The organism is Microbacterium sp. AC026, assembly GCF_979258475.1.
Genome location: NZ_OZ409857.1, coordinates 1403082 through 1429877 on the forward strand (window position 1 = coordinate 1403082; position 26796 = coordinate 1429877).

The following is a 26796-nucleotide window of genomic DNA, read 5'->3' on the forward strand; positions in this document are numbered from 1 at the left end:
CGTCTGTTCAGCCGAGTTCCCCCGATCCGTACGGTCGAATCGGCTGCTGCCTCTGGAAGGCGTACTCGCCGCCCTGACGCCCTCCGAAGGGGCGTCCGTGATCGGCGAACTCCTCACGATAGAACGCCAGCCGCCAGGATCCGATCTCGATCCGCGATCCGGTGCGCAGAATCCGGGCATCCTCCGAGCTGTGCGGCAGATTGGGCCGCCCGCCGCCGGTGGGGGCGTACGAATACAGGACGTACTCGTCGTCCTCGTTGTGGCGGACTTCGGCGTGCAGCGCCTCCACTCCCTCGAGCCGCAGGTCGGCGTCCTTGCCCGAGCCGATCGTCGTCCGTCCGGGAAGGAGATCGAACTCACGCGGCCTGGTGCTGTTCCAGTCGCCGTTCCCGACCGCGAAGATCAGCCGTGGTCGACCGGATCCGGGAAGGTAGTGGGTGGTCGTCACCCGCCGCGGCACCCGACGTGCCAACGTGGGAACGAGGGGGAAGAGAGTGGGCGGCGGGGCGGGGAGGCGGAACCGGCTGCCATCGTCCCGGTGCTTCACCTCCGAGAGCAGCGCCGACAGATGTCCGAGCCTGATGTGCGACGACCCGGCGATCGCACGGCCGACAGGCCCTGACCTGACGTCTCCGAGCTGGACCAGAGTCCCCTTCGGCCCTTCCACACGCACGCTGAGGCCTCGTCGCGACAAGGCATCGGCGAGAGGTGCCAGCTGCGTGAGCTCGCGGCGCCCCATGCCGGTGAGGCCAGCAGTGGACTCGAACGAGATGACGACCTCCCGACCCGCGGCACGCACCGTGAAGCGAGTCGGAGATGCGCCGTCCGAAGCGACGTGCTCGACCTTCAGGTCGATATCGAGACGGATCATGGTGGCAGGCCGTCAGGCCGGCCGGCTCTCGCCGGACTCGCTGTCGCTGGTCGTCACGCGCAGCGTGCCGTTGAACTTCCACGTCGCGCGAGGCGCATCCGGCCCGATATCCCGAGGGACTTCCACGGTCATGTCCTCGAACGTGTAGTTGACCGCCGCTCCGCGACCGGTCAGATAGGCCCACATCTCTCGGCCGAGATCCGTCCAGTCCGTGACCGATGCTCCACTCGGCCCCGAGGCCTCGGAGAACAGTCCGGACGTTTCCTTCTCATCACTCATGGGGTGCTCCTTCGCTGGTGCCCGGTGGTGTTGAAGCGATTATGCGCGCCCCCGATCACTCTGTCCATATGTTTTTGAATACAGTCCAGAAACTCTCTTCCGCTCTCCGAGGCAGCTCAGAGAAACTTCGCGGCCGGTGCATCCAAACGGCGGTGACCAGCGGAATAACCCTGTGTCACGACCCTCGCCGTGACCCCGATCGACAATGGAGTTGAACGATGACTGGAAAGATCCGCGCCTCCCTCGCAGGGGTGGCCGCACTCGCCCTCGTCCTGACCGCCGCGCCCGCTCAGGCAGCCGAGACAGCACACCCCTCGGGGAGCATCGTCGATGTTCTCGTCACCGCCTCAGGAGGAGGCGCTCCAGACCGAAACGCCAACGACTACGACCTGCTCGTCCAGGCGGTGCTCGCCACCGGCCTCGACAGCACGCTCGCAAATCCGGCGGGAACGTTCACCGTCTTCGCTCCGAACGATCGAGCCTTCCTGCGGCTGGTGTCCGACCTGACGGGCACCGCACCCGCATCCGAGGCGGCGGCACTGACCACGCTCACGACCGCCTTCACCACCGACCAGATCGCCGACATCCTGCTGTACCACGTCGTCGCAGGCAAGAAGCTGGGCCCGATCAAGGTCATCACGTCGAAGTCGCTCACCATGGCCAACGGCGGGGTCGTCCGGGCGCGCGGCGTCTTCTTGCGTGACGAGAGCCCCACCCTGCGGGACCCGGCCCTGGTGCTGTGGCGGGTGAACATCACCGCGAACAATGGAGTGATCCACACGATCGATCGCGTCCTGGTTCCTGCGATGTGAGCACGCCGTGGAAAGGAAACGCCCCCGAGGACGGGGGCGTTTCTCCGGCTCGTGGATCTCGTGATCGAGAACAACGAACAGATGGTGGGGTTTTCCCGTATCTCCCCGAGTCCTACCCTTTACAGGGATCGGGGCCCGCGATTCCTAGGCGTTTCCCACGCGTTCCTTTCGCGATTCCCACGGATACCCCCGACTGCCCTACTCCTGCTTGAGGTGCCAGCGGGCGAAACTCAGGATTCGGCCGCGGCGCCGTCGTCCTCAGGTTCTGGCTCTCCCCAGGGCTGCAGCGCGAGGGCCGCAGCGATGGCACGGTCTCGGGCGGCCGTCCACCTCGCCGCTTCTTGCGACCCGAACGATGTCGCGACCTCGCGGAGCTTGTCACCGACCAGAACGCAGGCCGCGCTCACCATCGCGGCGGCCTCCACCAGCAGGTTTTGTGGCAGAACGAAGCCTTCGGTGGTGAGGAACATCTGCAGCGCACTCAGCTCACCGTGGGCAACACCCGACAGCTGGGAGTAACGGGGGCGAGATCCATTGTCTGGTGCCGCCGCTTCCAAAAGGTTGGTCGCCAGCTCCGTGTAGCTGGGCGAGCGCACCTTGCTCCCACCGACCTCCTGGACCATGGCCCGGCCGCGTTGACCGAGTCTTCGAGAACTTCCATATGGTCGGCGGCCGCCAGACAGATCGTTCGGATACCTCCGAGAACGTTCGCGATGTGTGTCGAGCCCTCGCTCGTCGTCCAGTTCGCGTCTGACTCCAACCATTCCTCAGCGGGCGTCCCGAGACTTGGGCGGCGAGGGTCCACGCTCAACGCCAGAGCGCTGAGACCATGAGCGGCCTGCAGGACGGAGAGTCGGACCAGCTGGAGGCCCTCGCGAGTAGCGTGCACCTTTTGCCAAGACACCGACAGATCAAGGTCTACATGCTCGGTCATGCTCCGCCGTTGGAGAGACAGTGCGACAGCGCCGCGTGCAGGAGCGGCGCCTCTTCGACGTCAACGGCCTTGGCAGCACGCTCGATAGCCGGGATGTCATCAACATGCAACCTGAGCGCACCCGCCCCGATCTTCTCGATGCCGCGTACGAGGGACAGAACATACTCAAGCGCGGAAGCAGCGCGGTCTTCGTCGGACAAGGAACGCAGCGCGGTCTCGATGACTGAGGCCATGTGTTGGCTCTGCTGCTCCAGGTTGTCGAGATGCAATTCTGTTCCCCGGGCACCGTGGAGGATCGCAGCTTGGATGACAGGGTCGTTGAATCGGTCGAAGTTCGCCGGCGACAGGACATGGCCGAACCCGGGCTGTTCGAACAGTGAGAACTTGGCGTCTTTTGTGTGACGTGCGCGATGCAGCACCGACGAGATGGTGAAGTACACCTCCGCGTGACTGGCGGTCGTCATGTCGCCGATCTCGGGCTCCCAGAACGCGAAGTTCGGATTGAGAGTCATCGGCAGCACCATGCCCGAAGTCCCGTAGTTGCTCGGTAGGAAACCGGACCGGTCACCGAGAGGCGCCTAATTGGCGTCCCAGAGTGTGTATCCAATGACGCCAGCGGGGATGAAATCCTGAGCAGCCGTCAGCTCGTTCTCCATGCCGACGATCCGGCCGGTGTCGCGGGAGATGAGAACCGTGTCTTGGTAGGTCGTTGCCGGGTCCGCGACGCGCAATCCGATGACATCGCGCCCCAGTCGGTCCGTTGACTCGCCCAGGACGGTGACACCACCGGCCTCGACCAGCCGGTCGATGAGGATGTTGTGCTGCTCATTCGCCAAGGTCCAATAGCTCAACAGCCGGCCGATGACGACGAGGACCTCGCCCGATGATGAGGACTCCGTCGCGCCGAGGCTGGTGAGTGCCTTGTCCATCGACTCGCGAGACCCGTCATTCAGGTTCATCACATCGGCGGGGATCTTCAGATCCTGTGGTGCCGTCACCAGCTGTGTGATGGTGTCACCCGGTTGATACGGGCTCTCCTCGATGCCTTCGGGTCGCACACCGTCTGGCCAGTGAGATTCCCCGGCGATGATGGTGCTGCGGGACCCGGTCTCGGGCGCCCACTCGAATGTGACCCTCTGGGGCACAGACTCGACGCGTTCTTTCGCCAGGTCGATACTCCACCCCCACACGAGCGAGGAGACTCGACGTTCCTGGACCACGCTCACCGTCGACCCGAGGCGCTCCTTCGCCTCCTGCACGACTGTCGCAAGCGGCTGAGCGTTGTCATACTGCAACGGCGGAGGTGTGAGCGCTGTGGCCCGCTGGGCCGGTGCGAGAACGTTGGTCGCGACGATCACAATGGCCACGATGGCCGCCACTGCGACGGCAAAGCGCCCCCACGCCCATCCTCGCCGTTGTCGCGCGGGGGCGTACGTGCCTCGGATGATGCTCTCGCGCACAGCGATGGCCTGAACACTGAGCTCGTCAGCGGACGCCGTGGCGGGGTTGACAGCACGGAGCAGGCGGTCGATCTCGTCGTCAGGAATGATCACGATCTCCGCTCCCTCGGTTCAAGCTGTGCCCGCAGTTTCGCTCGTGCGCGAGTGAGGGTCGTCCACACAGCCGCCTGACTGGAACGAAGGACATCGGCGATCTCTCCGGCGCTGAGCTCATCCCAGTAGGTGAGGACAACGACCTGTCGCTCTCGAGCGCTGAGCGACTTCATCGCCTGTTGCAGCGCCAACGCGTCCAGCGGATGGATGGTGTCAGCTGCGCTGCGCAGTCCGCGGGTGAGAGCTTCCATCGCCCGCGCGCGAGAGTGAGCCTTTCGGTCGACGTCACGTAGCTTGTTGTCGGCGGTGCGGATGAACCATCGCAAGCCCATCGGCTTCACCGCGTCCAACTTCCGCCATGCGATGACGAACACCTCAGCTGCGATCTCGTTGACCTCGTCGGAGTTGTCGAGGTAGCACTCGAGATGCCGGTGCACCTTCGGCCAGTACTCGTTGAACAGCGACCGGAAGACCACGGCCTTGTTCGGGGCCGGTGCACCTGCAGCAATATGTGTCGGGACGAATGGGAAATCTTCAGCGACAGCGAAGACGACACGGAGTCCGTCCCCGAACCCCCATCGCATCACTGCAGCCGCCTCACTCATCGCACGTACCTTTCAGGCTAACCCGACTAAAGAGTGCAGAGGAGGTTCGTCGTGCCGGTTCCCACATCGGTTGAACTGTTCGGACCGGCGGTCCCGAGGACGGTCGCGGCGGAGTTGCGCGCGCGAACCAAACCAGAACTGCGCCCGTTAGCGATAGACCCGACCGACCGAAGCGCCGAGGTGTTCACGTTCGTGCAGATGGTGAACGTCAGTTTCGATCCACTCATCCCGCTCCCGCTGTACGCGCAGTACGTGCCCGTGCCGCAGTTTCCCACTGCGCGGGCTGAGGTCGACTCGGTGGTGAGCGTCATCCCTAGTTCGGGCCACACCACCGTGGTGTCGCTGAGGGCGATACCGCCCGGCACCGCCTCCAGCGCATACTCGACATCGGGATGGAAGTCGTCGGACGCGTGCGCGACGGCGGGGCTCAAAGTCGCGGCGACGAGCACTGCGACAGCGACGCTGAGGATTCGTTTCATGATGCCTCCGAGGCAGGCGGGCGTGGACCGCGTACACACACGGGTCAGGGCGTGGGTGCGCCCGTAATTCAGTATCTGCCGAGGCGTGTTCGCAGCTGGTGGCTAGGAGGCGCCCTTGCAGTTGCCGCAGAATCCTTACAAACATTTTCGGAGGGTGTCACCCCGGACAACGGTCCAGAGAAGACCTGGGACGCTAATCCCCATCTCGACACGATGTTCTGTGAGAAAAGCCAGAATCGGATCCGCGGCGGCAACAAGGTTGCCTCGTCCGGTGAGTCGTTCGTCCAAGGCGAGCGCTGTGCTGCCTGCAAGCGTCAGCTTCGAACCACCAGGGGCGCAGTCTTCAAGCCGGGAACCGAAACAGGCCTCCCGTGAGACGGTCCAGCTCCGCGTCGATCCCCTTCACGATGTCTCGTGTCTCCATGCTCTCGCCACGGAACGCGACCTCGAAGGCGCCGGTCAGTGCCAGGCTCCGAACCGCGCAGACGACGAAGCCGAACAGGAGTGCTCTCGTGGGAGTGAGGACTCGAAGGTACGGCAAGGCCGCCGGGTCGATTTCCACCTCGACACCCTCCGCTTCATACACCTGCTACGTCGAGACTGAGCTCGCCCTGCGACGCTCTCGTCGTGCTTGTTGTCTCATCGGGTGAGCTGCCACTGCCCGACGGTCGCGCACAGTGCGACCCAGCCAGCCCAGGTACCTCTGGGCGGCCTGCCGACAGCTCACGCAAGAAGCAGAACTGGCACCGAAACGAGGAAAGCCCCCGGTATTCCCGGGGGCTTTCCTCGTTTGACCTGGCATTCTGAGATACGAGAACAAAATCCTCGAGATCCGGGAATACCCCATGGTGGCGAGTGAGGGATTCGAACCCCCGAATGCTGAGCAGTCTGATTTACAGTCAGATCCCTTTGGCCGCTTGGGTAACTCGCCAGAGCGCACCCGTCCGACTTCGACAGCCAACCGGGGGCACGATAGATAATCATACCTGCCGAGGGCAAGCGTGAGAAATCGAGCGCTCAGCTGCCGAACACGCCGCGATCGGCGTCAGCGATCGACTCCGGAGTCCGCAGCAGGCCGCCCTCGGCTCGGCACGTCGCAGCGGCCACATCCATGGCTCGATCGAGCAGGTGCTGCCAGCCTTCCGCATCGGAGGGTGTCCCCTGAGCAAGGCCGGCCGCCACGGCCGCGAGAGTCGCATCTCCGGCTCCCACGGTGTCGACGACGCGACCGGGCAGCGTCGAGATGGGCGCCGTGACGATGCCGGCATCCGACTCGAGGGCTGCACCATCGGCGCCTGCGGTCGCGAGCACCGCGCTCACCCCGAGCGCGCGCAGCCGCGCCCTCAGCGCATCGAGATCGCCGTCATAGAGGAGAGCCGCATCATCGGCGCCGATCTTGACGATCGACGCTCCTGCGGCGGCGCGCTCGAAGCCCTGCACAAACTCGGCACCGTCGCTCAGCATCCCCGACCGTGGGTTCGGGTCGACAGCGAGGCGAGTGTCGCCGACGGCGTCGAGCAGGGCGTCGACCTCACCGGGCACGTCGAAGGGGAAGCAGCTGACGGCCACGAGATCCGAATCGGCGATCGCACGGACAGCCTCGTCGGAATAGCGGATGCTGCGCCGCTGCGCGGCCTCGTTGAACACGTAGACGGGCTCGCCGTCGGGACCACGCTGCACGATCGCCCGGGACGAGCCCAGAGGCGCCTCGCTGGCGATCAGCCGCACGTCGTGATCGTCGAGGTATTCGCGAATGTGCGCCCCCGCTTCGTCGTCCCCGACCATCGCGATCAGGGTGGTCGGCACGCCGAGCCTGCGAAGACCGACGGCGACGTTCAGTGCCGCGCCGCCGACCAGCTCACGCACCCCGCCGACGTCGTGGATCTCGTCGATCAGCGCGTCTCCGACGACGACTGCACCGGGCATACGGGAGGAATCATCACTCATTCCGCCGACACTACCGCGAGAGCGGCTTCTGCGGCGGTTCGGTCAGCCTCCCTGCGCGGGCTGGGCACAGCGCTACGGTGAGCGCATGAACGCTCGAATCGCCGCCGGCGCTGCGGCTCTCCTGCTCCTCGCCGTGCTCACCGGCTGCGATCCGACCGGTTCGGGCACCACACCGTCGAACGATTCCGCTGAACCGTCGTCGAGTCCGGGACCGGACGAATCGGAGAGCCCGTCGCCCTCTCCCACACCGACAGAGACTCCGATCGCTCTGCCGACCGACTGCAGGGCGATCCTCTCGGACGACGTGCTCGCACAGCTCGAGGGAGTGCCACTCAATGACGCGGCCTTCGGGCCGTCCGGGGTCGGAGACGACGGTGAGCTCACCTGCATCTGGGCGGATCCGAAGGCGGACACCACCCGGCTGGTCACCACCATCTCCCTGATGAACCGAGGGCCGGCCCTCGACATGCTGAACGCTCTCGTGGCCGACGAGGGCTACACGTGCTTCACTCCCGACGGCGGCACGCGCTGCGAGAAGACCTGGCAGAACGAGCAGTACCCTGTCACCGACGGTCGCACCCTCTTCTGGCGGGACGACGTGCTGATCGACTCCCAGTACTCGAATCTCGCGCCCGAGGGATACACCTCGAGCATCGTGGCGCACCTCTTCGACTGATCCGTCCCCCTGTCCACGGCAGGCACCCCGGATCCGGGCACGAAGAAGGCCCCGGGCGAATCGCCCGGGGCCTTCTCACTCACTCGATCAGTTGTACGTACCCGGCGTGATGTCGTCCGTCGAGAACGCGTCGAAGTCGACGTAACCGAAGTCGCCGTCGGCGTACGCACCGTCGGATGCGAAGATCCGGTTCGGGTAGCGCTCGCTCTTGGCTTCCTCCGTCGCCTCGACCGTGACGTCGCGGTACTTCGAGAGACCGGTTCCGGCGGGGATGAGCTTTCCGATGATGACGTTCTCCTTGAGACCGACCAGCGGGTCGCGCTTGCCCTCCATGGCGGCCTGCGTGAGAACGCGGGTCGTCTCCTGGAAGGAAGCGGCCGACAGCCACGACTCGGTCGCGAGCGACGCCTTCGTGATACCCATCAGCTCCGGACGGCCGGACGCGGGGCGCTTGCCCTCTGCCACAGCCTCGCGGTTGATCGCCTGGTAGCGCTTGAGGTCGACCATCTCACCCGGGAGCAGGGTCGTGTCGGCGTGATCGACGACGGTGACCTTGCGGAGCATCTGACGGACGATGACCTCGATGTGCTTGTCGTGGATCGGCACACCCTGCGAGCGGTAGACACCCTGGACGCCGCCGACGAGGTAACGCTGCACCTCGCGGGCACCCATGACGCGCATGACCTCCTTGGGGTCGAGCGTGCCGACCAGGAGAGGCTGACCGACCGTGACGTGCTGACCGTCCTCGACCAGAAGCGTCGCACGCTTCAGGACCGGGTAGATCACTTCCTCGTCACCGTTGTCGGGCGTCAGAATGACCTTCTTGGCCTTGTCCGTCTCGTCGATCGTGATGCGGCCATCGGCCTCGGCGATCGGCGATGCGGCCTTCGGGGTGCGAGCCTCGAAGAGCTCCTGCACGCGGGGCAGACCCTGCGTGATGTCATCTGCCGACGCCGAACCACCGGTGTGGAACGTACGCATCGTCAGCTGGGTACCGGGCTCACCGATCGACTGTGCCGCGATGATGCCGACGGCCTCGCCGATGTCGACGGTCTTACCCGTCGCGAGCGAACGGCCGTAGCACTGCGCGCAGACACCGACGGCGGAGTCGCAGGTGAGGACCGAGCGCACCTTGATGCTCTCGACACCGAGACCGACCAGCTTGTCGATGAGAACGTCACCCACGTCGTCGCCGGCAGAGGCGAGGACCTCGCCCTTGCTGTCGACCACGTCGGAGGCCAGCGTACGAGCGAACACCGAGTTCTCGACGTTCGCGTCGCGCACGAGCTCACCCTGCGAGTTCGGAGCGGCGATCGGGAGCTCGAGGCCCTTCGACGTGCCGCAGTCCTCTTCGCGGATGATGACGTCCTGCGAGACATCCACCAGACGACGGGTCAGGTAACCCGAGTCGGCGGTACGCAGAGCGGTGTCGGCGAGACCCTTACGGGTACCGTGCGTCGCGATGAAGTACTCCGCAACCGACAGACCCTCGCGGTACGAGGAGATGATCGGACGCGGGATGATCTCACCCTTGGGGTTGTTCACCAGACCACGCATACCGGCGATGTTCCGGATCTGCAGCCAGTTACCACGAGCACCCGACGACACCATGCGGTTGATGGTGTTGTCCTCGGGGAAGTTGGCCTTCATCGCAGCCTGGACCTCGTCGGTCGCCTCGGTCCAGATCTTGATGAGCTCCTGACGACGCTCGACGTCGGTCGTGAGGCCCTTCTCGTACTGGGACTGGACCTTCGCGGCCTGCTTCTCGTAGCCCGCGACGATCTCAGCCTTGTTCGGCGGCGTGAGGATGTCGCTCAGGGCGACGGTCACACCCGAGCGCGTGGCCCAGTAGAAACCGGCGTCCTTGATGCGGTCCAGCGACGCAGCCGTCTCGACCTTGGGGTACTCCTCGGCCAGCTTGTTGACGATCTGCGACAGCTTGTTCTTGTCAGCCTGCTCGCGGACGAACGGGTATCCCTTGGGCAGCGTGTCGTTGAAGATCGCCTGACCGAGCGATGCGTCGACGAGACCGTGACGCTCGTAGCCCTCGGGAGCTTCGCCCTCGAGGAACGTGAGACCCGGGATGCGGATGCGGACCTTGGCCTGCAGGTCGAGGGTTCCCTCGTCCTTCGCCAGGATCGCCTCGCCCACCGAACCGAATGCACGACCCTCACCGGCTGCGCCCGCCTTGACCGTGGTCAGGTGGTGCAGACCGATGATCATGTCCTGCGAAGGCAGGGTGACCGGGCGTCCGTCGGACGGCTTCAGGATGTTGTTCGACGCGAGCATGAGCACGCGGGCCTCGGCCTGAGCCTCGACCGACAGCGGCAGGTGGACAGCCATCTGGTCACCGTCGAAGTCGGCGTTGAACGCCGCGCAGACGAGCGGGTGCAGCTGGATGGCCTTGCCCTCGACGAGCTGAGGCTCGAAGGCCTGGATGCCGAGACGGTGCAGCGTGGGCGCGCGGTTGAGCAGCACCGGACGCTCGCGGATGATCTCCTCGAGCACGTCCCAGACCTCGGGACGCGTGCGCTCGACGGCGCGCTTGGCCGCCTTGATGTTCTGCGAGTGACCGAGGTCGATCAGGCGCTTGATGACGAACGGCTTGAAGAGCTCCAGAGCCATCTGCTTGGGCAGACCGCACTGGTGCAGCTTCAGCTGCGGACCGACGATGATGACCGAACGGCCCGAGTAGTCGACGCGCTTGCCGAGCAGGTTCTGGCGGAAACGACCCTGCTTACCCTTCAGCATGTCGCTGAGGGACTTCAGGGCACGGTTGCCGGTACCGGTGACGGGACGACCACGGCGACCGTTGTCGAACAGTGCGTCGACGGCCTCCTGCAGCATCCGCTTCTCGTTGTTGACGATGATCTCGGGAGCACCGAGGTCGATCAGACGACGAAGACGGTTGTTGCGGTTGATCACACGACGGTAGAGGTCGTTGAGGTCGGAGGTCGCGAAGCGGCCACCGTCGAGCTGCACCATCGGGCGCAGCTCCGGCGGGATCACCGGAACGACGTCGAGGACCATGGCGGCCGGGCTCATGCCGGTCTCCAGGAACGAGTTGACGACCTTCAGACGCTTGATCGCGCGGATCTTGCGCTGGCCCTTGCCCTCGGAGATCTGCAGGTGCAGGCTCTCCGCCTCGGCTGCCAGGTCGAACGCCGCGAGGCGACGCTGGATCGACTCGGCGCCCATGTAGGCCTCGAAGTACTGACCGAAGCGGTCCTGGAGCTCGTGGAAGACGTCGTCCTCGGGACGCAGTGCGCCGACCTCGAGCGTGCGGAAGTCCTCCCACACGCGCTCGAGCTTGGCGATCGCCTCGTCGGCACCCTTGCGGATGAGCGACATCTCCTTCTCGGCGGCGTCCTTGACCTTCTTCTTCGCGTCAGCCTTGGCGCCCTCCGCCTCGAGGGAAGCGAGCTCCTCCTCCAGGCGAGCCAGGCGCTCGGCGATCTTCGCGTCGCGGCGGTCTCCGAGCGTCTTCAGCTCGAGACGGATGTTGTTCTCCTGCGTGCCCAGGTCGCGGTGACGAGCATCCTCGTCGACCGAGATGACCATGTAGGCGGCGAAGTAGATGACCTTCTCGAGGTCCTTCGGCGCCATGTCGAGCAGGTACCCGAGACGCGAGGGAACACCCTTGAAGTACCAGATGTGGGTGACGGGAGCGGCGAGCTCGATGTGACCCATGCGCTCACGACGGACCGAGGACTTGGTGACCTCGACGCCGCAGCGCTCGCAGACGATGCCCTTGAAGCGGACACGCTTGTACTTGCCGCAGGCGCACTCCCAGTCGCGGGACGGGCCGAAGATCTGCTCTCCGAAGAGACCGTCCTTCTCCGGCTTCAGGGTGCGGTAGTTGATGGTTTCAGGCTTCTTGACCTCGCCGTAGGACCAGGCGCGGATGTGGTCCGCGGTGGCCAGGCCGATGCGAAGCTCATCGAAAGTGTTTGACTCGAGCACAAATTCTCCTGTGTAGGAATTCTTCTGAAGAAATCGGGGAGGTGGGCCGCCGACCGGGCGTGACGCGCGGTCGGCGGCCTGGACCTTAGATCTCGTCGATCGAGGCGGCCTCGAAGCGGCTGGAGATGTTGATGCCGAGTTCCTCCGCAGCGCGGAAGGCCTCGTCGTCGGTGTCACGCAGGTTGACGAGCGTGCCGTCTGCCGAGAGGACCTCGACGTTCAGGCAGAGCGACTGCATCTCCTTCATGAGCACCTTGAAGGACTCGGGGATGCCGGGCTCCTGGATGTTCTCACCCTTGACGATCGCCTCGTACACCTTGACGCGGCCGAGGATGTCGTCGGACTTGATCGTGAGGAGCTCCTGGAGCGCGTATGCGGCGCCGTAGGCCTCGAGGGCCCACACCTCCATCTCACCGAATCGCTGGCCACCGAACTGCGCCTTACCACCGAGCGGCTGCTGGGTGATCATCGAGTACGGACCCGTCGAACGTGCGTGGATCTTGTCGTCGACCAGGTGGTGCAGCTTCAGGATGTACATGTAGCCCACCGAGATCGGCGCCGGGAACGGCTCACCGGAGCGGCCGTCGAACAGCTGCGTCTTTCCGGTCGAGTCGATCAGGCGGATGCCGTCACGGGTCGGGGTGGTCGCGTCGAGGAGACCGGAGATCTCCTCCTCGCTCGCACCGTCGAACACCGGGGTCGCGACCTTGGTGCCGGGGGCAGCCTCGAACGCGTCCTTGGGGAGTCGCGCAGCCCACTCCGGGGTGCCTTCGACCTTCCAGCCCTGCTTCGCGATCCACCCGAGGTGGGTCTCGAGCACCTGGCCGAAGTTCATTCGACCGGGGATGCCCAGCGGGTTCAGGACGATGTCGACCGGGGTTCCGTCCGCGAGGAACGGCATGTCCTCGATCGGGAGGATCTTGGCGATGACACCCTTGTTGCCGTGACGACCGGCGAGCTTGTCACCCTCGGTGATCTTGCGCTTCTGGGCGATGTAGACCACGACGCGGCGGTTGACACCGGAGCCGAGCTCGTCGTCGCCGTCCTCGGCGTTGAACTCCTTGACGGCGATGATCGTGCCCTGCTCGCCGTGGGGCACCTTGAGAGAGGTGTCACGGACTTCGCGGCTCTTCTCGTTGAAGATCGCGCGGAGCAGACGCTCTTCCGCCGACAGCTCGGTCTCGCCCTTCGGCGTGACCTTGCCGACGAGGATGTCGCCGGGGCGGACCTCGGCACCGATGCGGATGATGCCGCGCTCGTCGAGATCCTTCAGGAGCTCGGGGCTGACGTTGGGGAGGTCACGGGTGATCTCCTCCTTGCCGAGCTTCGTGTCGCGCGCGTCGACCTCGTACTCCTCGATGTGGATCGAGGAGAGGGTGTCGTCCTTGACCAGGTCCTGGCTCAGGATGATCGCGTCCTCGAAGTTGTAGCCCTCCCACGTCATGAACGCGACGAGGAGGTTCTTTCCGAGTGCCAGTTCGCCGTTCTCGGTGGCGGGGCCATCGGCGATGACCTCTCCGACCTCGACGCGGTCGCCCTCGTTGACGACGACCTTCTGGTTGTACGACGTGCCCTGGTTCGAGCGGTCGAACTTGCGCAGGTGGTAGTCCTGCGTTCCACCCTCGTCGAGCATGACGGTAACGCGGTCTGCGGAGACCTCGGTGACGACACCCGGCTTCTCAGCCGTGAGCACGTCGCCGGCGTCGATGGCCGTGTAGCCCTCCATACCGGTTCCGACGAGCGGCGAGTCGCTGCGGAGCAGCGGCACAGCCTGACGCTGCATGTTGGCGCCCATGAGTGCGCGCTGTGCGTCGTCGTGCTCGAGGAAGGGCACGAGCGAGGTCGCGACCGACACCATCTGGCGCGGCGAGACGTCGATGTAGCCGATCTCCTCCGGAAGGAAGAGGTCCACCTCACCGCTACCGCCCTTGGGGCGCGCGAGGACGTGGCTCTCGCGGAAGCGACCGTTCTTGTCGAGCGGGGCGTTCGCCTGCGCGATGTTGAAGTCGACCTCTTCGGAAGCGGTCAGGTAATCGATGTGCTCGGTGACGACGCCACCCTCGACCTTGCGGTACGGGGTCTCGATGAAACCGAACGAGTTGATGCGCGCGAACGTCGCGAGAGCACCGATCAGACCGATGTTCGGGCCTTCAGGGGTCTCGATGGGGCACATGCGGCCGTAGTGCGACGGGTGGACGTCACGGACCTCGACGCCTGCGCGGTCACGGCTCAGACCACCGGGGCCGAGAGCCGAGAGGCGGCGCTTGTTGGTCAGACCCGCGAGCGGGTTGTTCTGGTCCATGAACTGCGACAGCTGCGAGGTTCCGAAGAACTCCTTGATCGCGGCGACGACGGGGCGCACGTTGATCAGGGTCTGCGGCGTGATCGCCTCGATGTCCTGCGTGGTCATGCGCTCGCGGACGACGCGCTCCATGCGGGACAGACCGGTGCGGACCTGGTTCTGGATCAGCTCGCCGACCGCGCGGATGCGACGGTTGCCGAAGTTGTCGATGTCATCGGTCGCGATGCGGATGTCGGCCTTCTTGCCCGAGCGGATGCCGGGGAAGGTCTCTTCCGTGCCTGCGTGCAGACGCACGAGGTACTTGATCGTCGCGACGATGTCCTGAACCGTGAGGACCGAGTCGGTCAGCGGAGCGTCGAGACCGAGCTTGTGGTTGATCTTGTAACGACCCACCTTCGCGAGGTCGTAGCGCTTCGGGTTAAAGTAGAAGTTGTCGAGGAGCGCGCGGGCGGCCTCGGCGGCGACCTGCTCGCCCGGACGCAGCTTGCGGTAGATGTCGCGGAGCGCATCTTCCTTCGTGACGATCGTGTCCTTCGCGAGCGTCTCCTCGATCGAGGTGTAGCCGGCGAACTCCGTGAGGATCTCCTCGCTGGTCATGCCCAGCGCCTTGAGGAACACGGTGACCGACTGCTTGCGCTTGCGGTCGACGCGCACGCCGACCTGGTCGCGCTTGTCGATCTCGAACTCGAGCCATGCACCACGGCTCGGGATGACGCGAGCCGACACGATGTCCTTGTCGGACGTCTTGTCGGGGGTCTTGTCGAAGTACACACCGGGCGAACGCACGAGCTGCGAGACGACGACGCGCTCGGAGCCGTTGATGATGAACGTTCCCTTGTCGGTCTGCAGCGGGAAGTCGCCCATGAAGACCGTCTGGGTCTTGATCTCACCCGTGAGGTGGTTCATGAACTCGGCCTCGACGTACAGCGGAGCGGCGTACGTCTTGCCGCGCTCCTTGCACTCCTCGATCGAGTACTTCTCCGGCTCGAGGTAAGGGTTGGTGAACGACAGCTGCATCGTCTCGCCGAGGTCCTCGATCGGAGAGATCTCCTCGAAGATCTCGCCGAGACCGCTGTTCTCGTTCACGTCGGTGCGGCCGGCCTTCTTGGCCTCTGCGACTCGAGCCTTCCAGGCGTCGTTGCCGACGAGCCATCCGAAGGATTCCGTCTGCAGAGCGAGAAGGTCAGGGACCGTCAGCGTGTCGGAGATCTTGGCGAACGAAAGACGGGAAGCTCCGCGTCCGTTCTTGGTGGTGGTGGATGTGGATGCGTTGCGAGCAGCAGCCAAGGGAATAACCTCCGTGAGCCCCGCAGGGCTTCTCGATTCCTTTGTCGTCAGGTGGAGTGTGCGCTCAAAGACTCAACGAAATGCCGACCACCATATGAGGGCACGGAGAAGCGAGCGCAACTACCAACTATACGCGCGATCTTGCGACATGGCAAGCGCAATCCTTGACCTTCTTCGGATGCTGCGGTAATGGCACCCGGAAGCGTCGTCCGTCGACCCGTGCGCCCGCCCCGGAGCTCGCGCTCGGGGCGGGACGCATCGTCGTCGTCAGGAGGCGATGTTGAGTTCGTTCCCCGGGATCGACGCCAGCAGACGTCGCGTGTACGGGTCTCGAGGATTCGTGAAGATCTCCTCCGAGGATGCCGCCTCGACGAGCGAGCCGTCCTTCATCACGCACACGTAGTCGCTGATCAGGCGGACCACGGCGAGGTCGTGGGAGATGAAGAGATAGCTGAGTCCGTACTCGGTCTGCAGGTCGCCCAGCAGGTTCAGGATCTGATCCTGCACGAGGACGTCGAGCGCTGACACGGGTTCGTCGCACACGATCAGCTCGGGCGAGAGCGCGAGCGCACGGGCGATCGCGACACGCTGACGCTGACCGCCGGACAGCTCGGACGGATACCGGCGCAGCATCGACTGCGGCAGCGCCACGTCGTCGAGCAGCTGCCGGACGCGCTTGCGCCGATCAGCGCCGCTCCCCGCTTGTAGAAGTCCAGCGGCTCGGAGATGAGGCGCTCGATGGTGAACATCGGATTCAGGCTCGAGTACGGATCCTGGAAGATCGGCTGCACCTTCTGCCGGAAGTCCCGGGTCTCCGCGCGGGTGAGCGAGGAGACGTCCTTTCCCTCGTAGCGGATGAGACCGCTCGTCGGCTCGATGATCTTCAGCAGCATCCGCGCGGTCGTCGTCTTGCCCGAACCGGACTCGCCGACGATCGCCACCGTCTCGCCGCGCGGGATGGCGAGCGACACGTCGTTCACGGCGACGAAGTCCTCTTTCTGCCCACGGACCGGATAGACCTTGGTGAGGTTCTCGATCTCGACGATGTTGTCCGCTGTCGGCAGGGCGAGCGCGCTCGAGGCATCCTCGGCTGCGTTCGGATCGGACGGACGCTCCTCGGCGTGGAACGCCTCCGGGCGCAGACGCGCGGCAGCCACCGACGGCGCCGCCTGCACGAGCGACTGCGTGTAGGGGTGCTGCGGATTCTCGAGGATCTGCTTCGCCGGCCCTTGCTCGACCACCTTGCCGCGGTGCATCACGATGACGCGCTCGGCACGCTCGGCCGCGAGTCCCAGATCGTGCGTGATGAGCAGCACGGCGGTGCCGAGCTCGCGCGTCATGTCGCCGATCTGGTCGAGGATCGTCTGCTGCACCGTCACGTCGAGCGCGCTCGTCGGCTCGTCCGCGATCAGCAGGCGCGGTTTGCACGCCAGGCCGATCGCGATCAGCGCGCGCTGGCGCATGCCGCCGGAGAACTCGTGCGGGTACTGCTTCGCGCGTTTCTCGGGATCCGGCAGTCCGGCTGCTGTCAGCGCCTCGACGACCTTCTGCTGCACGTTCTGCCTGGTGGCGAGTCCGTGGGCGAGCAGGGTCTCGGCGACCTGGGTGCCGATCTTCGCGACCGGATTCAGGTTCGACATGGGGTCCTGCGGCACGAGGCCGATGTCGCGCCCGCGGATGGTGCGCAGCTCGCTCTCGGGAGCGCGGGTGATGTCCTTGCCGTCGAGGCGGATGCTGCCGCCGGCCACGCGCCCGCCACCGGCGAGCAGCCCGATGATGGCCATGGCAGTGGTCGACTTGCCCGACCCGGACTCCCCCACGATCGCGACGGTCTGGCCCGGCGCGATCTCGAGGTCGACTCCCTCGACGGCGTGCACGACGCCGTCCATGGTGGCGAAGTCGACCGCCAGCCCTTCGACGGACAGCAGCGGAGCGTCCGTGGTCCGTGTCTCTTTCGCAGCGTTCATCGTGCTCTCGTCCTCGGGTCCATGGCCTCGCGCAGGGCTTCACCGAACAGGGTGAAACCGAGCGCGGTGACCGCGATGCAGATGCCGGGCAGGAATGCCAGCCATGGCGCGATGGCCAGCTCGGCCTGGGCGTAGGTGAGCATGCGGCCCCACTCGGCCGTCTCGGGACGACCGCCGCCGAGACCGAGGAACGACAGCGCCGCCGCATCGATCACCGCCGTCGCGAGCGTGAGCGTGCCCTGCACGATGACAGGTCCGATGGCGTTCGGCAGCACGTGCGACATGGTGATCTGCCCGCGACCGAGCCCCAGCGTCTGGGCGGAGAGCACGTAGTCGCTCGATCGCTGCTGCAGCATCGACGCCCGCAGGAGGCGGGCGAAGATCGGAACCTGGGATGCTCCGATGGCGATCATCACCGCGAAGGGCGTCTGGCCCAGGATCGCGGCGATGGATACCGCCAGCAGCAGGTTCGGCACCGACAGGATGATGTCGACGACGCGCATGATGAGGGTGTCGACCCATCCGCCGAACGTGCCGGCGAGGAGTCCGAGGATCATTCCGCCGACCAGACCGAGCGCGGTCGAGATCACACCGATCAGCAGCGACGCCTGCGCACCCCAGATGAGCTTGGAGAGCACATCGCCGCCGAAGCGGTCGAGCCCGAGGGGGAACTCCGGCAGCTCCCCGGACCGGGGATGTGCGTCGGCGTGATGTACTTCGCGCCGGGCAACGCCGTCTCGGGGTACGGAGCGAGCAGTGGCGCGAGCACCGAGACGAGGACGAACACCAGCACGATGCCGGCGCCGATCCAGGCCGTCGGGTTGCGGCGGAGGCGGCGGAACACGTCGCGCCAGAACCCGCCGGGCCCCTCTTTGAGGCCGGCCTGATTCACGGCGACCGTGTCGACGACCGAGCCGCTCGCCGCGGACGGTCCCTGCGCGGGTGGGAGCGAGATGGTCATGACGCCACCCCCTTTCGGAGAACGAGACGGATCATCACTGCACCCGCACTCTCGGATCGATGAAGCTGTACGACACGTCGACGGCCAGGTTGATCAGCGCGTAGGCGATCGCGATGAAGATGATGAACCCCTGCAGCACGGGGAAGTCCCGTGTGAAGATCGCCCTCGCGAGGAAGGACCCGATGCCGGGGAACGCGAAGACGGTCTCGGTGAGCACTGCCCCCGAGATCAGGAGCCCGGTCTGCAGACCGATCGTCGTGATCACCGGCAGCATCGCGTTGCGGAGGATGAAGCGACTGCGCAGCGTCGACGAGCCGACGCCCTTCGCCCGCCCCGTCCGCACGTAGTCCGCGTTCTGCACTTCGAGCACGCTCGCCCTGGTGATGCGGACGATGATCGCGAGCGGGATGGTGCCGAGCGCGAGTGCCGGGAGCACCAGGTGCATGAGGGCATCCCACGAGGCGTCGAACTCGCCGGTGATGATGCCGTCCCACACATAGAACCCCGTCGGATGGGTGGCGTCTATTCGTGGGTTCTGCCTGCCGTCCGACGGCAGCCAGCCGAGCTGCACGGCGAACACGTACTTGAGGATGAAGGCGAGGAAGAACACCGGGATGGTGATGCCGATGAGACTCAGCACGACCGACGCGTGGTCGGTGAACTTGCCGTGGCGGCGAGCGGCCCAGTATCCGAGCGGGATGCCCACGCCGACCGCGAAGATGAGCGCGACGACGCTCAGCTCGATCGTGGCCGGGAATCGGCGGAAGAACTCCTCCGTGACCGGCCGGTTGGTCTGGATCGATGTGCCGAAGTCGCCCTGCAGCAGGCGGCCGACCCAGATGAAGTACTGCTCGATGATGGGCTTGTTGAAGCCATAGAGCTCGTTGACCCTCGCGATGGCCTCGGGTGTCGCTTTCTCGCCGAGAAGCGCGACGGCCGGGCCGCCGGGGAGGGCCCTGACCCAGGCGAACAGCAGGATGCTGAGGCCGATCAGGGTGGGGATGAGGAAAAGCAGTCGTCTGCCGATGGTGCGCAGCAAGAGGTCTCCGTTGATCAGAAGGTGCGCCGGGCCCGGGTCCTCGCGGCGAGCGCGGGGACCCGGGTGGGCAACTCAGTCGGTCAGACCTACTCGGTGAGGACGATGTCCGTGAAGACCTCGTCGTTCACCGGGCTGGCGGGGTAGCTCTCGACACGCGGGTCGAACGCCAGTGTGGGCGCCGGGTGCGCGAGCGGGACACCGGGGATGAACTGCGCGACCATCTCGTTGATCTCCTCGTAGAGGGCCGTCTGGTCCTCGAGGTTGGAGACGCCGCGAGCCTCGTTGAGCTTCTGGAACAGCTCCGGGTTGTCGAAGCCCCACTCGGAGCTCTGCTGCCCGAAGAAGACGCCGACGAAGTTGTCCGTGTCGTTGTAGTCACCGGTCCAGCCGAGCAGGTGGATGCCGTGGTCCGACGTGCCGGTGGTGCGGTCGAGGTACTCGACCCACTCCTCCGAGACCGGGGTGGTCTCGACGCCGACCTCGGCGAGCTGCGACGAGAGGACCGTGAAGATCTGCTCGGGGTCCGGCATGTAGGGACGCGAGACGTTGACCGGGTAGTTGAAGGTCAGCTTCAGCGGGTTGGCCTCGTCGTAGCCGGCCTCTGCCAGCAGCTCCTTGGCCTTCTCGGGGTCGTAGTCGTAGGTCGTGACATCGGGGTTGTAGCCGTTGACGGTGTCGGGCACGAACTCGATCGCCTTCTCGGTGCCCTCGGGCAGGACCTGGCTGATCAGGGCATCCTTGTCGACCGCGTACGAGAGCGCCTCGCGGACCTTCGGGTCCTGCAGCTCAGGGAGCGCCTGGTTGAACGCGAGGTACAGGATCGTGAACGGAGGACGGGAGACCATGGTGAAGCCGTCGTCCTCGAGTGCCTGCGTGTCGGCCGGACCGACGAGGTCGTAGCCGTCGATGGAGCCGGACTCGAGAGCCTGACGACGCGCGGTCGGGTCGTCGATCGTGCGGAAGATGATCTCGTCGATCTGACCCGCCTCGCCCCAGTAGTCGTCGTACGCCTTGAGCGAGACCTGCTCGCCCGGCGCCCACTCGTCGAACTGGTACGGGCCGGTGCCGACCGGGTGCCCCATCGCGTACTCCGAGAGGACGGGTGCCTCGGCCGAGCCGCTGACCTCGTCAGCACCGAACTCCTGCAGGGCCGAAGGGCTCTGCATGGAGAAGGACGGCAGCGACAGCGACGCCACGAACCCTGCGAACGGCTTGTTCAGGTCGATCGTCACGGAGTAGTCGCCGTCGGGGGTGCAGGACTTGTAGACGGCGTCAGCCGGGTTGTCCGCGTAGCCCTTGAAGAGCTTGTTGTAGTAGTAGCCGAACGCCTCGGAGGCCGCGAGGCCGGTCCAGTTGAACCAGCGGTCGAAGTTCGCGCATACGGCTTCGGCGTTGAACGGCGTGCCGTCGTGGAAGGTCACGTCCTCCTTCAGCGTGAAGGTGTGGCTCATGCCGTCTTCGGACGATTCCCACGACTCGGCCAGCAGCGGTGCCGGGTCGGCCGTGCCGGGCTCGGTGCCGACGAGGCCCTCGAAGATCTGACGCGAGACGCGGAAGCTCTCGCCGTCCTGGGCGAAGGCCGGGTCGAGGCTCGCCGGGTCGGAGGACGCCGCGAACACGAAGGTTCCGTCGACATCGCCGGACGCCTCTCCGCCGTCGTCGCCGCGCTCGCTGGCGACGCATCCTGAGAGGACCATCGCGGCGACTGCCGCTCCGGTGACGGCGATGAGACCTCGCCGACGCATGACTGAGTGGTGCATTGTGTGACCTTCCTGTCGAGCGCTGCTGTGCGCGTTCCGAAGACATCGTCGACTTCGGAAACGGTGATTCCTTGAAACTACCCAGTGCGCAGACCGATGCCAAACACCTGCAGGTTTCATTCCTGTTACGGATGTCCGGGGGTGTGGCCGATCCGGTAATCTCCAGAGCGTGCCCGACACGTCTCCCTCGCCGTCTGCGTCGGCGAGGGCCTCGTCTCCTTCGTCCCGGCCATCGCCGCGCCCCTCGAGGACGTGCGGACGTTCCACCGCTCGCTCGCCGGAGCGGAGTGGAACACGGCGATCGCACTGGCCTCGGCCGGCATCCGCACCGCCGTCGTCTCCCGTGTGGGCGACGACGGGTTCGGGCGCTTCCTCACCGCCGAGCTGCGCCGGCACGAGGTCGACGACTCCGCCGTGGAGATCGACGCCGAGGCGCCCACCGGCCTCTACGTCAAGGAGCTGTCGCCGCGTCCGGACGGCTCCGTCGACGGGACCATGCACTACTACCGCTCGGGCTCCGCGGCCGCGGCCCTGTCGCCGGCGACGCTCGACTCCCCCGCGGCATCCGCGCTGCTGTCACAGGCCGCCCTCGTGCACACCTCGGGGATCACGCCTGCTCTCTCGGACACCGCTCACGCAGCGCAGAACGTCCTCTTCGATGCGCCGCGCGACGGGCGGCTGCTCAGCTTCGACGTGAACTGGCGACCTGCGCTGTGGCGCGGGCGACAGGACGAGGGGCGCGCGGTGATCGCGGACTACGTCCGCCGCGCCGACATCGCGTTCTGCACACGCCCCGACGCCGAGGCGGTCTTCGGCACCGGCGAGCCCGATCGACTGCGCGAGCTGTTCCCCGAACCGAGGTATCTGCTGGCCACGAGTCCAGACGGCGCTGTGGCCTTCGACGGCGCCGAGCGCACCGACAGCAGGTCGCTCGATGTCCCCGTCGTGGAGTCCATCGGCGCCGGAGATGCGTTCGCCGCCGGATTCCTGGCCGGCGTCCTGTCGGGACTCTCGCTCACCGGCAGCCTCGCTCGCGCGCACCGGATCGCGACCAGGGCACTGGTCAGCACCCGAGACCACATCGACTGATCAGCGGCGCTGTTCCTGCCGGTCGCCACGGGCACCGGTGACGGTCGACGGGTATCTCATCGCCTGCCTCTAGCGACGTCGACGCGGCGCCGCAGCGTCGTGCGTCAGCTGGAGCGGGATGACCACGGGTTCGCCCCGGTGCTGGACGACCCGGACGAAGAGGATGTCGACCAGCGCCAGCTGCGCGATGCGGCTCGACATCGCGGCCATGCGGAACGGCGACTCCTGCGCGTAGGTGATCAGCGAGACGTCTGCAGCGAGCGCGAGCGTCGAGTCGGGCGCGCTGGTGATGGCCACCGACAAGGCGCCCGCATCTCTGGCGATCTCGACAGCCCGGACGACCTCCTGCGTCTCGCCCCCGTGGGAGAATGCGATGACGACGTCCTCCGGGGTCCGCAGCGACGCCGTCGTGAGGGCGAGGTGCGGATCGGCGGAGTGCGCGACCGAGCACCCGATGCGCGCGAGCTTCTGCTGAAGGTCCTGAGCGGTCAACGACGATGCGGCCTGCCCGAACAGATCGACGTGGCGCGCCGCCACGACGGCCCTGGCGACGCGGTCGAGCGCGTCGGCGTCCAGTCCGAGCGCCGTCTTCTCGATCGCGTCGATCTCCTGTGCCGCGAGCTTCGCGGCGATGGCGGACGGCTCGTCATCGGGATCGATCGCCGTGGTGTCGAGGCCGAAGCGCGCCTGCTGCGCCTGAGCGAGCGTGATCGTGCGGGCGACCGCGACCCGCAGCTCCCGGTATCCGCTGAAGCCGAGCGACTGCGCGAAGCGAGCCACGGTCGACAGCGATGTGTGACAGAGCTGGGCGAGGTCGTTGATGGCGAGGTCGACGACGAGCGTGGGGTCTCCGAGGATCGTCTCCGCGACCCGTGCTTCTGCAGCACTCAGTCGGGGAACGGATCGGCGCACCAGCGCGAGAACATCGGCGTCCACGGTGTCATCCTGCCTCAGTCGGCGGCACCTGCGCTGTCGGGCGACGGATCGGCGCGGCGCGACGAGCCCCCGATCAGTCGATCTCTGGCGGCCTGGGCTCCGATCCGGCTCGCGGATCCGACCTCCACGAGCGCGAGGGGCAGAGGCTGCCGTGCCGCGAGTCCGACGTTGACCACGACCGCGTCGGGATCACGCAGAGCGGCGCGCTCGACGAGCGCACGCTGCCCGTCGTCGGTGTCTGGACGATCCACGAGGACGACCGTCAGTCCGTCTGCCGCGACAGCCGCGTCGAGAGCCCCATCCTGCTCGTCGATCGTCGTCCGTGCGACGTCGACGCGCACGCGATGACCGTCTGCCGCCAGAGTCTCAGCCACGTACGCCGACGCGCTGTCGACCGCGAGCGTCGAACGTCGGCGAGCATCGACGACGGCGAGCGCCTCGGCATCGCGCGTCACTCCTGTGATCGCGCGTCGGACGATGTCCGATCCGTCGTAGTCGACGGGAGTCGCAGTCTCGGCACGGACGCTCAGCGTCTGAGCCAGGCGGGAGACCCTCCCGGCCGCTTCGGCGAGTCGCTCGCGAGAGAGTGAGCCGTCGTCCACCGCCGCGAGGATCCCGTCGCGCGCGGCGAGGAAGTCTCGACGGTCCTGGTCGGGGAGCGTGGCCTCACCGCGGTTCGTCGGGTTGCCGATGCACAGCAGATCCGCTCCGGCCGCGAGGGCACGCGCGGCGCCTTCGCCGATGCCGACGGTCTCGCGGATGGCCGCCATGTCGAGGGCATCCGTGATGATCACGCCGTCGAAGCCCCAGCCACGGAGCAGCCCGAGCACTCGGGGGCTCAGCGTCGCCGGCTCGGCGCCCCAGGCGGGAACGACGATGTGCGCGGTCATGACGGCGTCGACACCTGCGGCCACCGCCGCGCGGAACGGCTCGAGGTGCACGCGCTCGAACTCCTCGATCCCCAGCGAGATCTCGGGCAGTGCGTGGTGCGAGTCGGTGTGCGTGTCACCGTGCCCCGGGAAGTGCTTGACGCACGCCGCGACCGCCGTGCTCTGCAGTCCCTCCACCGCCGCCTGCACGTGTCGGGCGACGAGCTTCTGGTCGCTGCCGAAGGAACGGACGCCGATCACAGGATTCCGCGGATCGGTGTTCACATCCGCGACGGGACCGAGCACGACGTTGCCGCCGATCGCGGCCACTCGTCGAGCTAGCTCGGCACCCGATGCCCGCGTCGCCTCGACGTCGTCGACGATGCCCAGCTGAGCCGCCCCCGGAAGCGTGGAGCCGGCTGCGGACTCGAGGCGTGTGACGTTGCCGCCCTCCTCGTCGATCCCGATCAGCGCGTCCGGATTGGCCCGGAGGATCTCGTCGCTCAGAGCCGGAAGTCCCTCGCCGACGTTCTGACTGAAGTACACGACACCCGCGAGGCCGTCGCGCAGCTCGTCGAGAAGCCATTCGGGGGCCTCCGTGCCGAGGAACCCCGGCCAGAGCACCCCGTTGGCGAGGCGGACGAGGTCGTCGGTCATCCCTTCACCGCTCCCGCGACCATGCCGGCCGAGAGACGACGCTGCACGATCACGAAGAACACCATCACCGGGATCGTGATGATCGTCGACGCGGCCATGATGCTGCCCCAGTCGTTGGAGTGCAGGCCGAAGAACGACTTCAGTCCGATCGAGACCGTGTACTGGTCGGTCGCGCTGCCGAGGATCGTCATGGCGAAGATGAACTCGTTCCAGGCCGTGATGAAGCTGAAGATGCTGGTCGCGACGAGACCGGGCATCACCAGCGGCAGCAGGATCGAGCGGAACATCCGCCACCAGCTGGCGCCGTCGATGTACGCGGCCTCCTCGAGCTCGACGGGAACGGCGGCGACGAATCCGCGCAGCATCCAGATCCCGAACGCCAGCGAGAGCGCGACGTACACGACCATCAGGCCGAGGATGCTGTTGAGCAGCCCGAGGCTCTTGACCTGCAGGAAGAGCGGGATGACGAGGGCCTCGAGCGGAACCATCTGCACGACGAGGATCATCATCAGGATGGTCGTGCGGAACTTGAAGCGGAACCGGGCGACCGCGACAGCCGCGAGCAGACACACGAGGGCGCTGACCAGGACGGTGACGAGAGCCACGATCGCGGAGTTGCGGAGGTAGGTGCCGAAACCGCCGTCGGTGAGGACGAAGGCGAAGTTGTCGAACGTGAACTCCTGAGGCAGCAGCGACTGCCCTCCGCTGGACGCCTTGGCGTCGAGCGCACTGGAGACCATCCAGTAGACGGGGAACAGCGTGAAGATCAGGACGGCGGCGATCGCGATGCCGGTGCCGACGCGCGACATGACAGACGGGCGGGGGTTCACAGCTCGTCCTCCTTCATGAGGGAGCGGATGTACACGATCGTGATGCCGATCAGCACGAGGGTGAGCAGCACGGCGAGCGCGGCACCGAAGCCGTAGCGGTTCTGGCCGAAGGATTCGACGTACGACCAGACGCCGAGGTTCAGCACCGATCGGTTGCCGCCGCCTCCACCGGGCATCAGGTAGACCTGCGCGAAGACCTTGAAGTCCCAGATCGTCGACAGGATGATCACGACCGAGAAGACGGGCTTGAGAGTGGGGAAGATGATCTTCCAGAACCGCATCCACGCGTTCGCGCCGTCGAGCGCGGCCGCCTCGAGCATCTCCTTCGAGACGCCGAGCAGGCCCGCGAGCACCGTGATGGCGACGAACGGGAAGCCGTGGTGCACGACGTTCAGCAGCACGATCGCGTAGAACGACCACTGATTGGTGAACCAGTTCACCGGGTCGTCCATCAGGCCGAGATCCTGCAGGACGGTGTTGAAGATGCCGCGGTCGGCATCGAAGATGAACGTCCAGACGTAGGTTCCGGTGACGGCGGGCATCGCCCACGCCACCATGATGCAGCTCGAGACGATGGTGCGCCACACCGTGCCCAGCTTCGCGAGCAGCAGCGCCACGAGCGTGCCGACCGCGACCGTGACGAACACGGCGACGGCGGCGAAGCCGACGGTGTTCGGCAGGACGACGGTCCACAGTGTCGGGTTGGTGAGCGCCTCGACGTAATTGTCGACGCCGATCCAGTTGTTCTCGCCGGTGTTGATCTCGCGAAGACCGTAGTCCTGCAGCGAGAAGATGACGACCTGGATGAGCGGCCAGAGCATGAGCACCGCGAGGATGACCAGCCCGGGGGCGAGAAGAAGCCAGGGGCGGGCCGTGATCAGCGAGAAACCCCGCTTGGGCGGCCGGCCGCCGGCCACGGAGGCGGAGGTGGACTCCGCCTTCGTGACCGGCAGTGGCGCTTGCACCATCGACATGAAGGG

General features: G+C 66.2%; 20 protein-coding genes, 1 tRNA gene and 2 pseudogenes. 3 read left to right on the forward strand and 20 right to left on the reverse strand.

Going from position 1 to position 26796, the window contains the following annotated elements; genetic code table 11:
* Positions 1 to 7: 7 nt before the first annotated feature.
* The gene (locus tag ACZZ93_RS07065; protein WP_463510752.1) at positions 8 to 871 is read right to left on the reverse strand and encodes an FHA domain-containing protein; all 864 of its coding nucleotides are present in this window, start codon (positions 869 to 871) and stop codon (positions 8 to 10) included.
* Between the two features lie 12 nt (positions 872 to 883).
* Entirely contained in the window at positions 884 to 1150 is a 267-nt protein-coding gene (locus ACZZ93_RS07070; protein WP_463510753.1) for a hypothetical protein, read from the reverse strand.
* 218 nt (positions 1151 to 1368) lie between these two features.
* Here ACZZ93_RS07070 and ACZZ93_RS07075 point away from each other — a divergent pair, with 218 nt between their 5' ends.
* Positions 1369 to 1962: a fasciclin domain-containing protein gene (locus ACZZ93_RS07075; protein ID WP_463510754.1), complete on the forward strand. Its 594-nt coding sequence runs from the start codon at positions 1369 to 1371 to the stop codon at positions 1960 to 1962.
* Positions 1963 to 2192: 230 nt separating this feature from the next.
* Here the strand turns inward: ACZZ93_RS07075 and ACZZ93_RS07080 are convergent, their stop codons facing one another.
* From ACZZ93_RS07080 to ACZZ93_RS07115, 8 genes are all read right to left on the reverse strand, one after another.
* Entirely contained in the window at positions 2193 to 2585 is a 393-nt protein-coding gene (locus tag ACZZ93_RS07080) for a hypothetical protein (RefSeq protein ID WP_463510755.1), read from the reverse strand.
* Between the two features lie 307 nt (positions 2586 to 2892).
* Complete coding sequence (locus tag ACZZ93_RS07085; RefSeq protein WP_463510756.1) at positions 2893 to 3408, reverse strand: hypothetical protein; 516 nt, start codon at positions 3406 to 3408, stop codon at positions 2893 to 2895.
* A gap of 66 nt (positions 3409 to 3474) precedes the next feature.
* Positions 3475 to 4449 (reverse strand): hypothetical protein, encoded by a 975-nt coding sequence (locus ACZZ93_RS07090; RefSeq protein ID WP_463510757.1) that lies wholly within the window; start codon positions 4447 to 4449, stop codon positions 3475 to 3477.
* The gene (locus ACZZ93_RS07095) at positions 4446 to 5054 is read right to left on the reverse strand and encodes an RNA polymerase sigma factor (RefSeq protein WP_463510758.1); all 609 of its coding nucleotides are present in this window, start codon (positions 5052 to 5054) and stop codon (positions 4446 to 4448) included. The genes ACZZ93_RS07090 and ACZZ93_RS07095 overlap by 4 nt, the downstream gene beginning before the upstream one ends.
* Positions 5055 to 5080: 26 nt before the next feature.
* A complete protein-coding gene (locus tag ACZZ93_RS07100) occupies positions 5081 to 5533 on the reverse strand; it encodes a hypothetical protein (protein ID WP_463510759.1) in 453 nt (150 codons plus the stop codon).
* A 343-nt stretch (positions 5534 to 5876) separates the two neighbouring features.
* The gene (locus tag ACZZ93_RS07105) at positions 5877 to 6095 is read right to left on the reverse strand and encodes a hypothetical protein (protein WP_400340382.1); all 219 of its coding nucleotides are present in this window, start codon (positions 6093 to 6095) and stop codon (positions 5877 to 5879) included.
* 284 nt (positions 6096 to 6379) lie between these two features.
* Positions 6380 to 6464, reverse strand: a tRNA-Tyr gene (locus ACZZ93_RS07110).
* An 86-nt stretch (positions 6465 to 6550) separates the two neighbouring features.
* Positions 6551 to 7480, reverse strand: coding sequence for a carbohydrate kinase family protein (locus ACZZ93_RS07115; RefSeq protein ID WP_072590821.1), 930 nt, complete (start codon positions 7478 to 7480; stop codon positions 6551 to 6553).
* Positions 7481 to 7565: 85 nt separating this feature from the next.
* On the opposite strand from ACZZ93_RS07115, the gene ACZZ93_RS07120 reads away from it, so the two are divergent.
* Positions 7566 to 8156, forward strand: coding sequence for a hypothetical protein (locus ACZZ93_RS07120; protein WP_394195296.1), 591 nt, complete (start codon positions 7566 to 7568; stop codon positions 8154 to 8156).
* Positions 8157 to 8243: 87 nt separating this feature from the next.
* Here the strand turns inward: ACZZ93_RS07120 and rpoC are convergent, their stop codons facing one another.
* The 6 genes and pseudogenes from rpoC to ACZZ93_RS07150 all read right to left on the reverse strand — a co-directional run bounded on the left by rpoC (position 8244) and on the right by ACZZ93_RS07150 (position 21435).
* Complete coding sequence (gene rpoC / locus ACZZ93_RS07125) at positions 8244 to 12119, reverse strand: DNA-directed RNA polymerase subunit beta' (protein WP_053098902.1); 3876 nt, start codon at positions 12117 to 12119, stop codon at positions 8244 to 8246.
* An 85-nt stretch (positions 12120 to 12204) separates the two neighbouring features.
* Positions 12205 to 15708, reverse strand: a complete 3504-nt coding sequence (rpoB, locus tag ACZZ93_RS07130; protein WP_053098901.1) for a DNA-directed RNA polymerase subunit beta — start codon at positions 15706 to 15708, stop codon at positions 12205 to 12207.
* 267 nt (positions 15709 to 15975) lie between these two features.
* Positions 15976 to 17675: pseudogene (locus ACZZ93_RS07135) on the reverse strand (ABC transporter ATP-binding protein).
* Positions 17672 to 18636: pseudogene (locus ACZZ93_RS07140) on the reverse strand (ABC transporter permease). The pseudogenes ACZZ93_RS07135 and ACZZ93_RS07140 overlap by 4 nt, the downstream one beginning before the upstream one ends.
* A gap of 34 nt (positions 18637 to 18670) precedes the next feature.
* Entirely contained in the window at positions 18671 to 19675 is a 1005-nt protein-coding gene (locus ACZZ93_RS07145) for an ABC transporter permease (RefSeq protein WP_053098898.1), read from the reverse strand.
* An 86-nt stretch (positions 19676 to 19761) separates the two neighbouring features.
* Entirely contained in the window at positions 19762 to 21435 is a 1674-nt protein-coding gene (locus tag ACZZ93_RS07150; RefSeq protein ID WP_463510760.1) for an ABC transporter substrate-binding protein, read from the reverse strand.
* A gap of 231 nt (positions 21436 to 21666) precedes the next feature.
* On the opposite strand from ACZZ93_RS07150, the gene ACZZ93_RS07155 reads away from it, so the two are divergent.
* Complete coding sequence (locus ACZZ93_RS07155) at positions 21667 to 22524, forward strand: sugar kinase (RefSeq protein ID WP_463511730.1); 858 nt, start codon at positions 21667 to 21669, stop codon at positions 22522 to 22524.
* Positions 22525 to 22593: 69 nt separating this feature from the next.
* Here the strand turns inward: ACZZ93_RS07155 and ACZZ93_RS07160 are convergent, their stop codons facing one another.
* From ACZZ93_RS07160 to ACZZ93_RS07175, 4 genes are read right to left on the reverse strand one after another with little or no spacing between them, the layout of a single operon-like run.
* On the reverse strand, positions 22594 to 23460 hold the full coding sequence (locus ACZZ93_RS07160) for a MurR/RpiR family transcriptional regulator (RefSeq protein WP_056277179.1): 867 nt from the start codon (positions 23458 to 23460) through the stop codon (positions 22594 to 22596).
* Between the two features lie 14 nt (positions 23461 to 23474).
* Complete coding sequence (locus ACZZ93_RS07165; RefSeq protein ID WP_463510761.1) at positions 23475 to 24986, reverse strand: glycoside hydrolase family 3 N-terminal domain-containing protein; 1512 nt, start codon at positions 24984 to 24986, stop codon at positions 23475 to 23477.
* The gene (locus ACZZ93_RS07170; protein ID WP_053098893.1) at positions 24983 to 25816 is read right to left on the reverse strand and encodes a carbohydrate ABC transporter permease; all 834 of its coding nucleotides are present in this window, start codon (positions 25814 to 25816) and stop codon (positions 24983 to 24985) included. Before ACZZ93_RS07170 ends, ACZZ93_RS07165 begins: the two co-directional genes overlap by 4 nt.
* Positions 25813 to 26790: a carbohydrate ABC transporter permease gene (locus ACZZ93_RS07175; RefSeq protein WP_053098892.1), complete on the reverse strand. Its 978-nt coding sequence runs from the start codon at positions 26788 to 26790 to the stop codon at positions 25813 to 25815. The genes ACZZ93_RS07170 and ACZZ93_RS07175 overlap by 4 nt, the downstream gene beginning before the upstream one ends.
* Between the last annotated feature and the right edge of the window lie 6 nt (positions 26791 to 26796).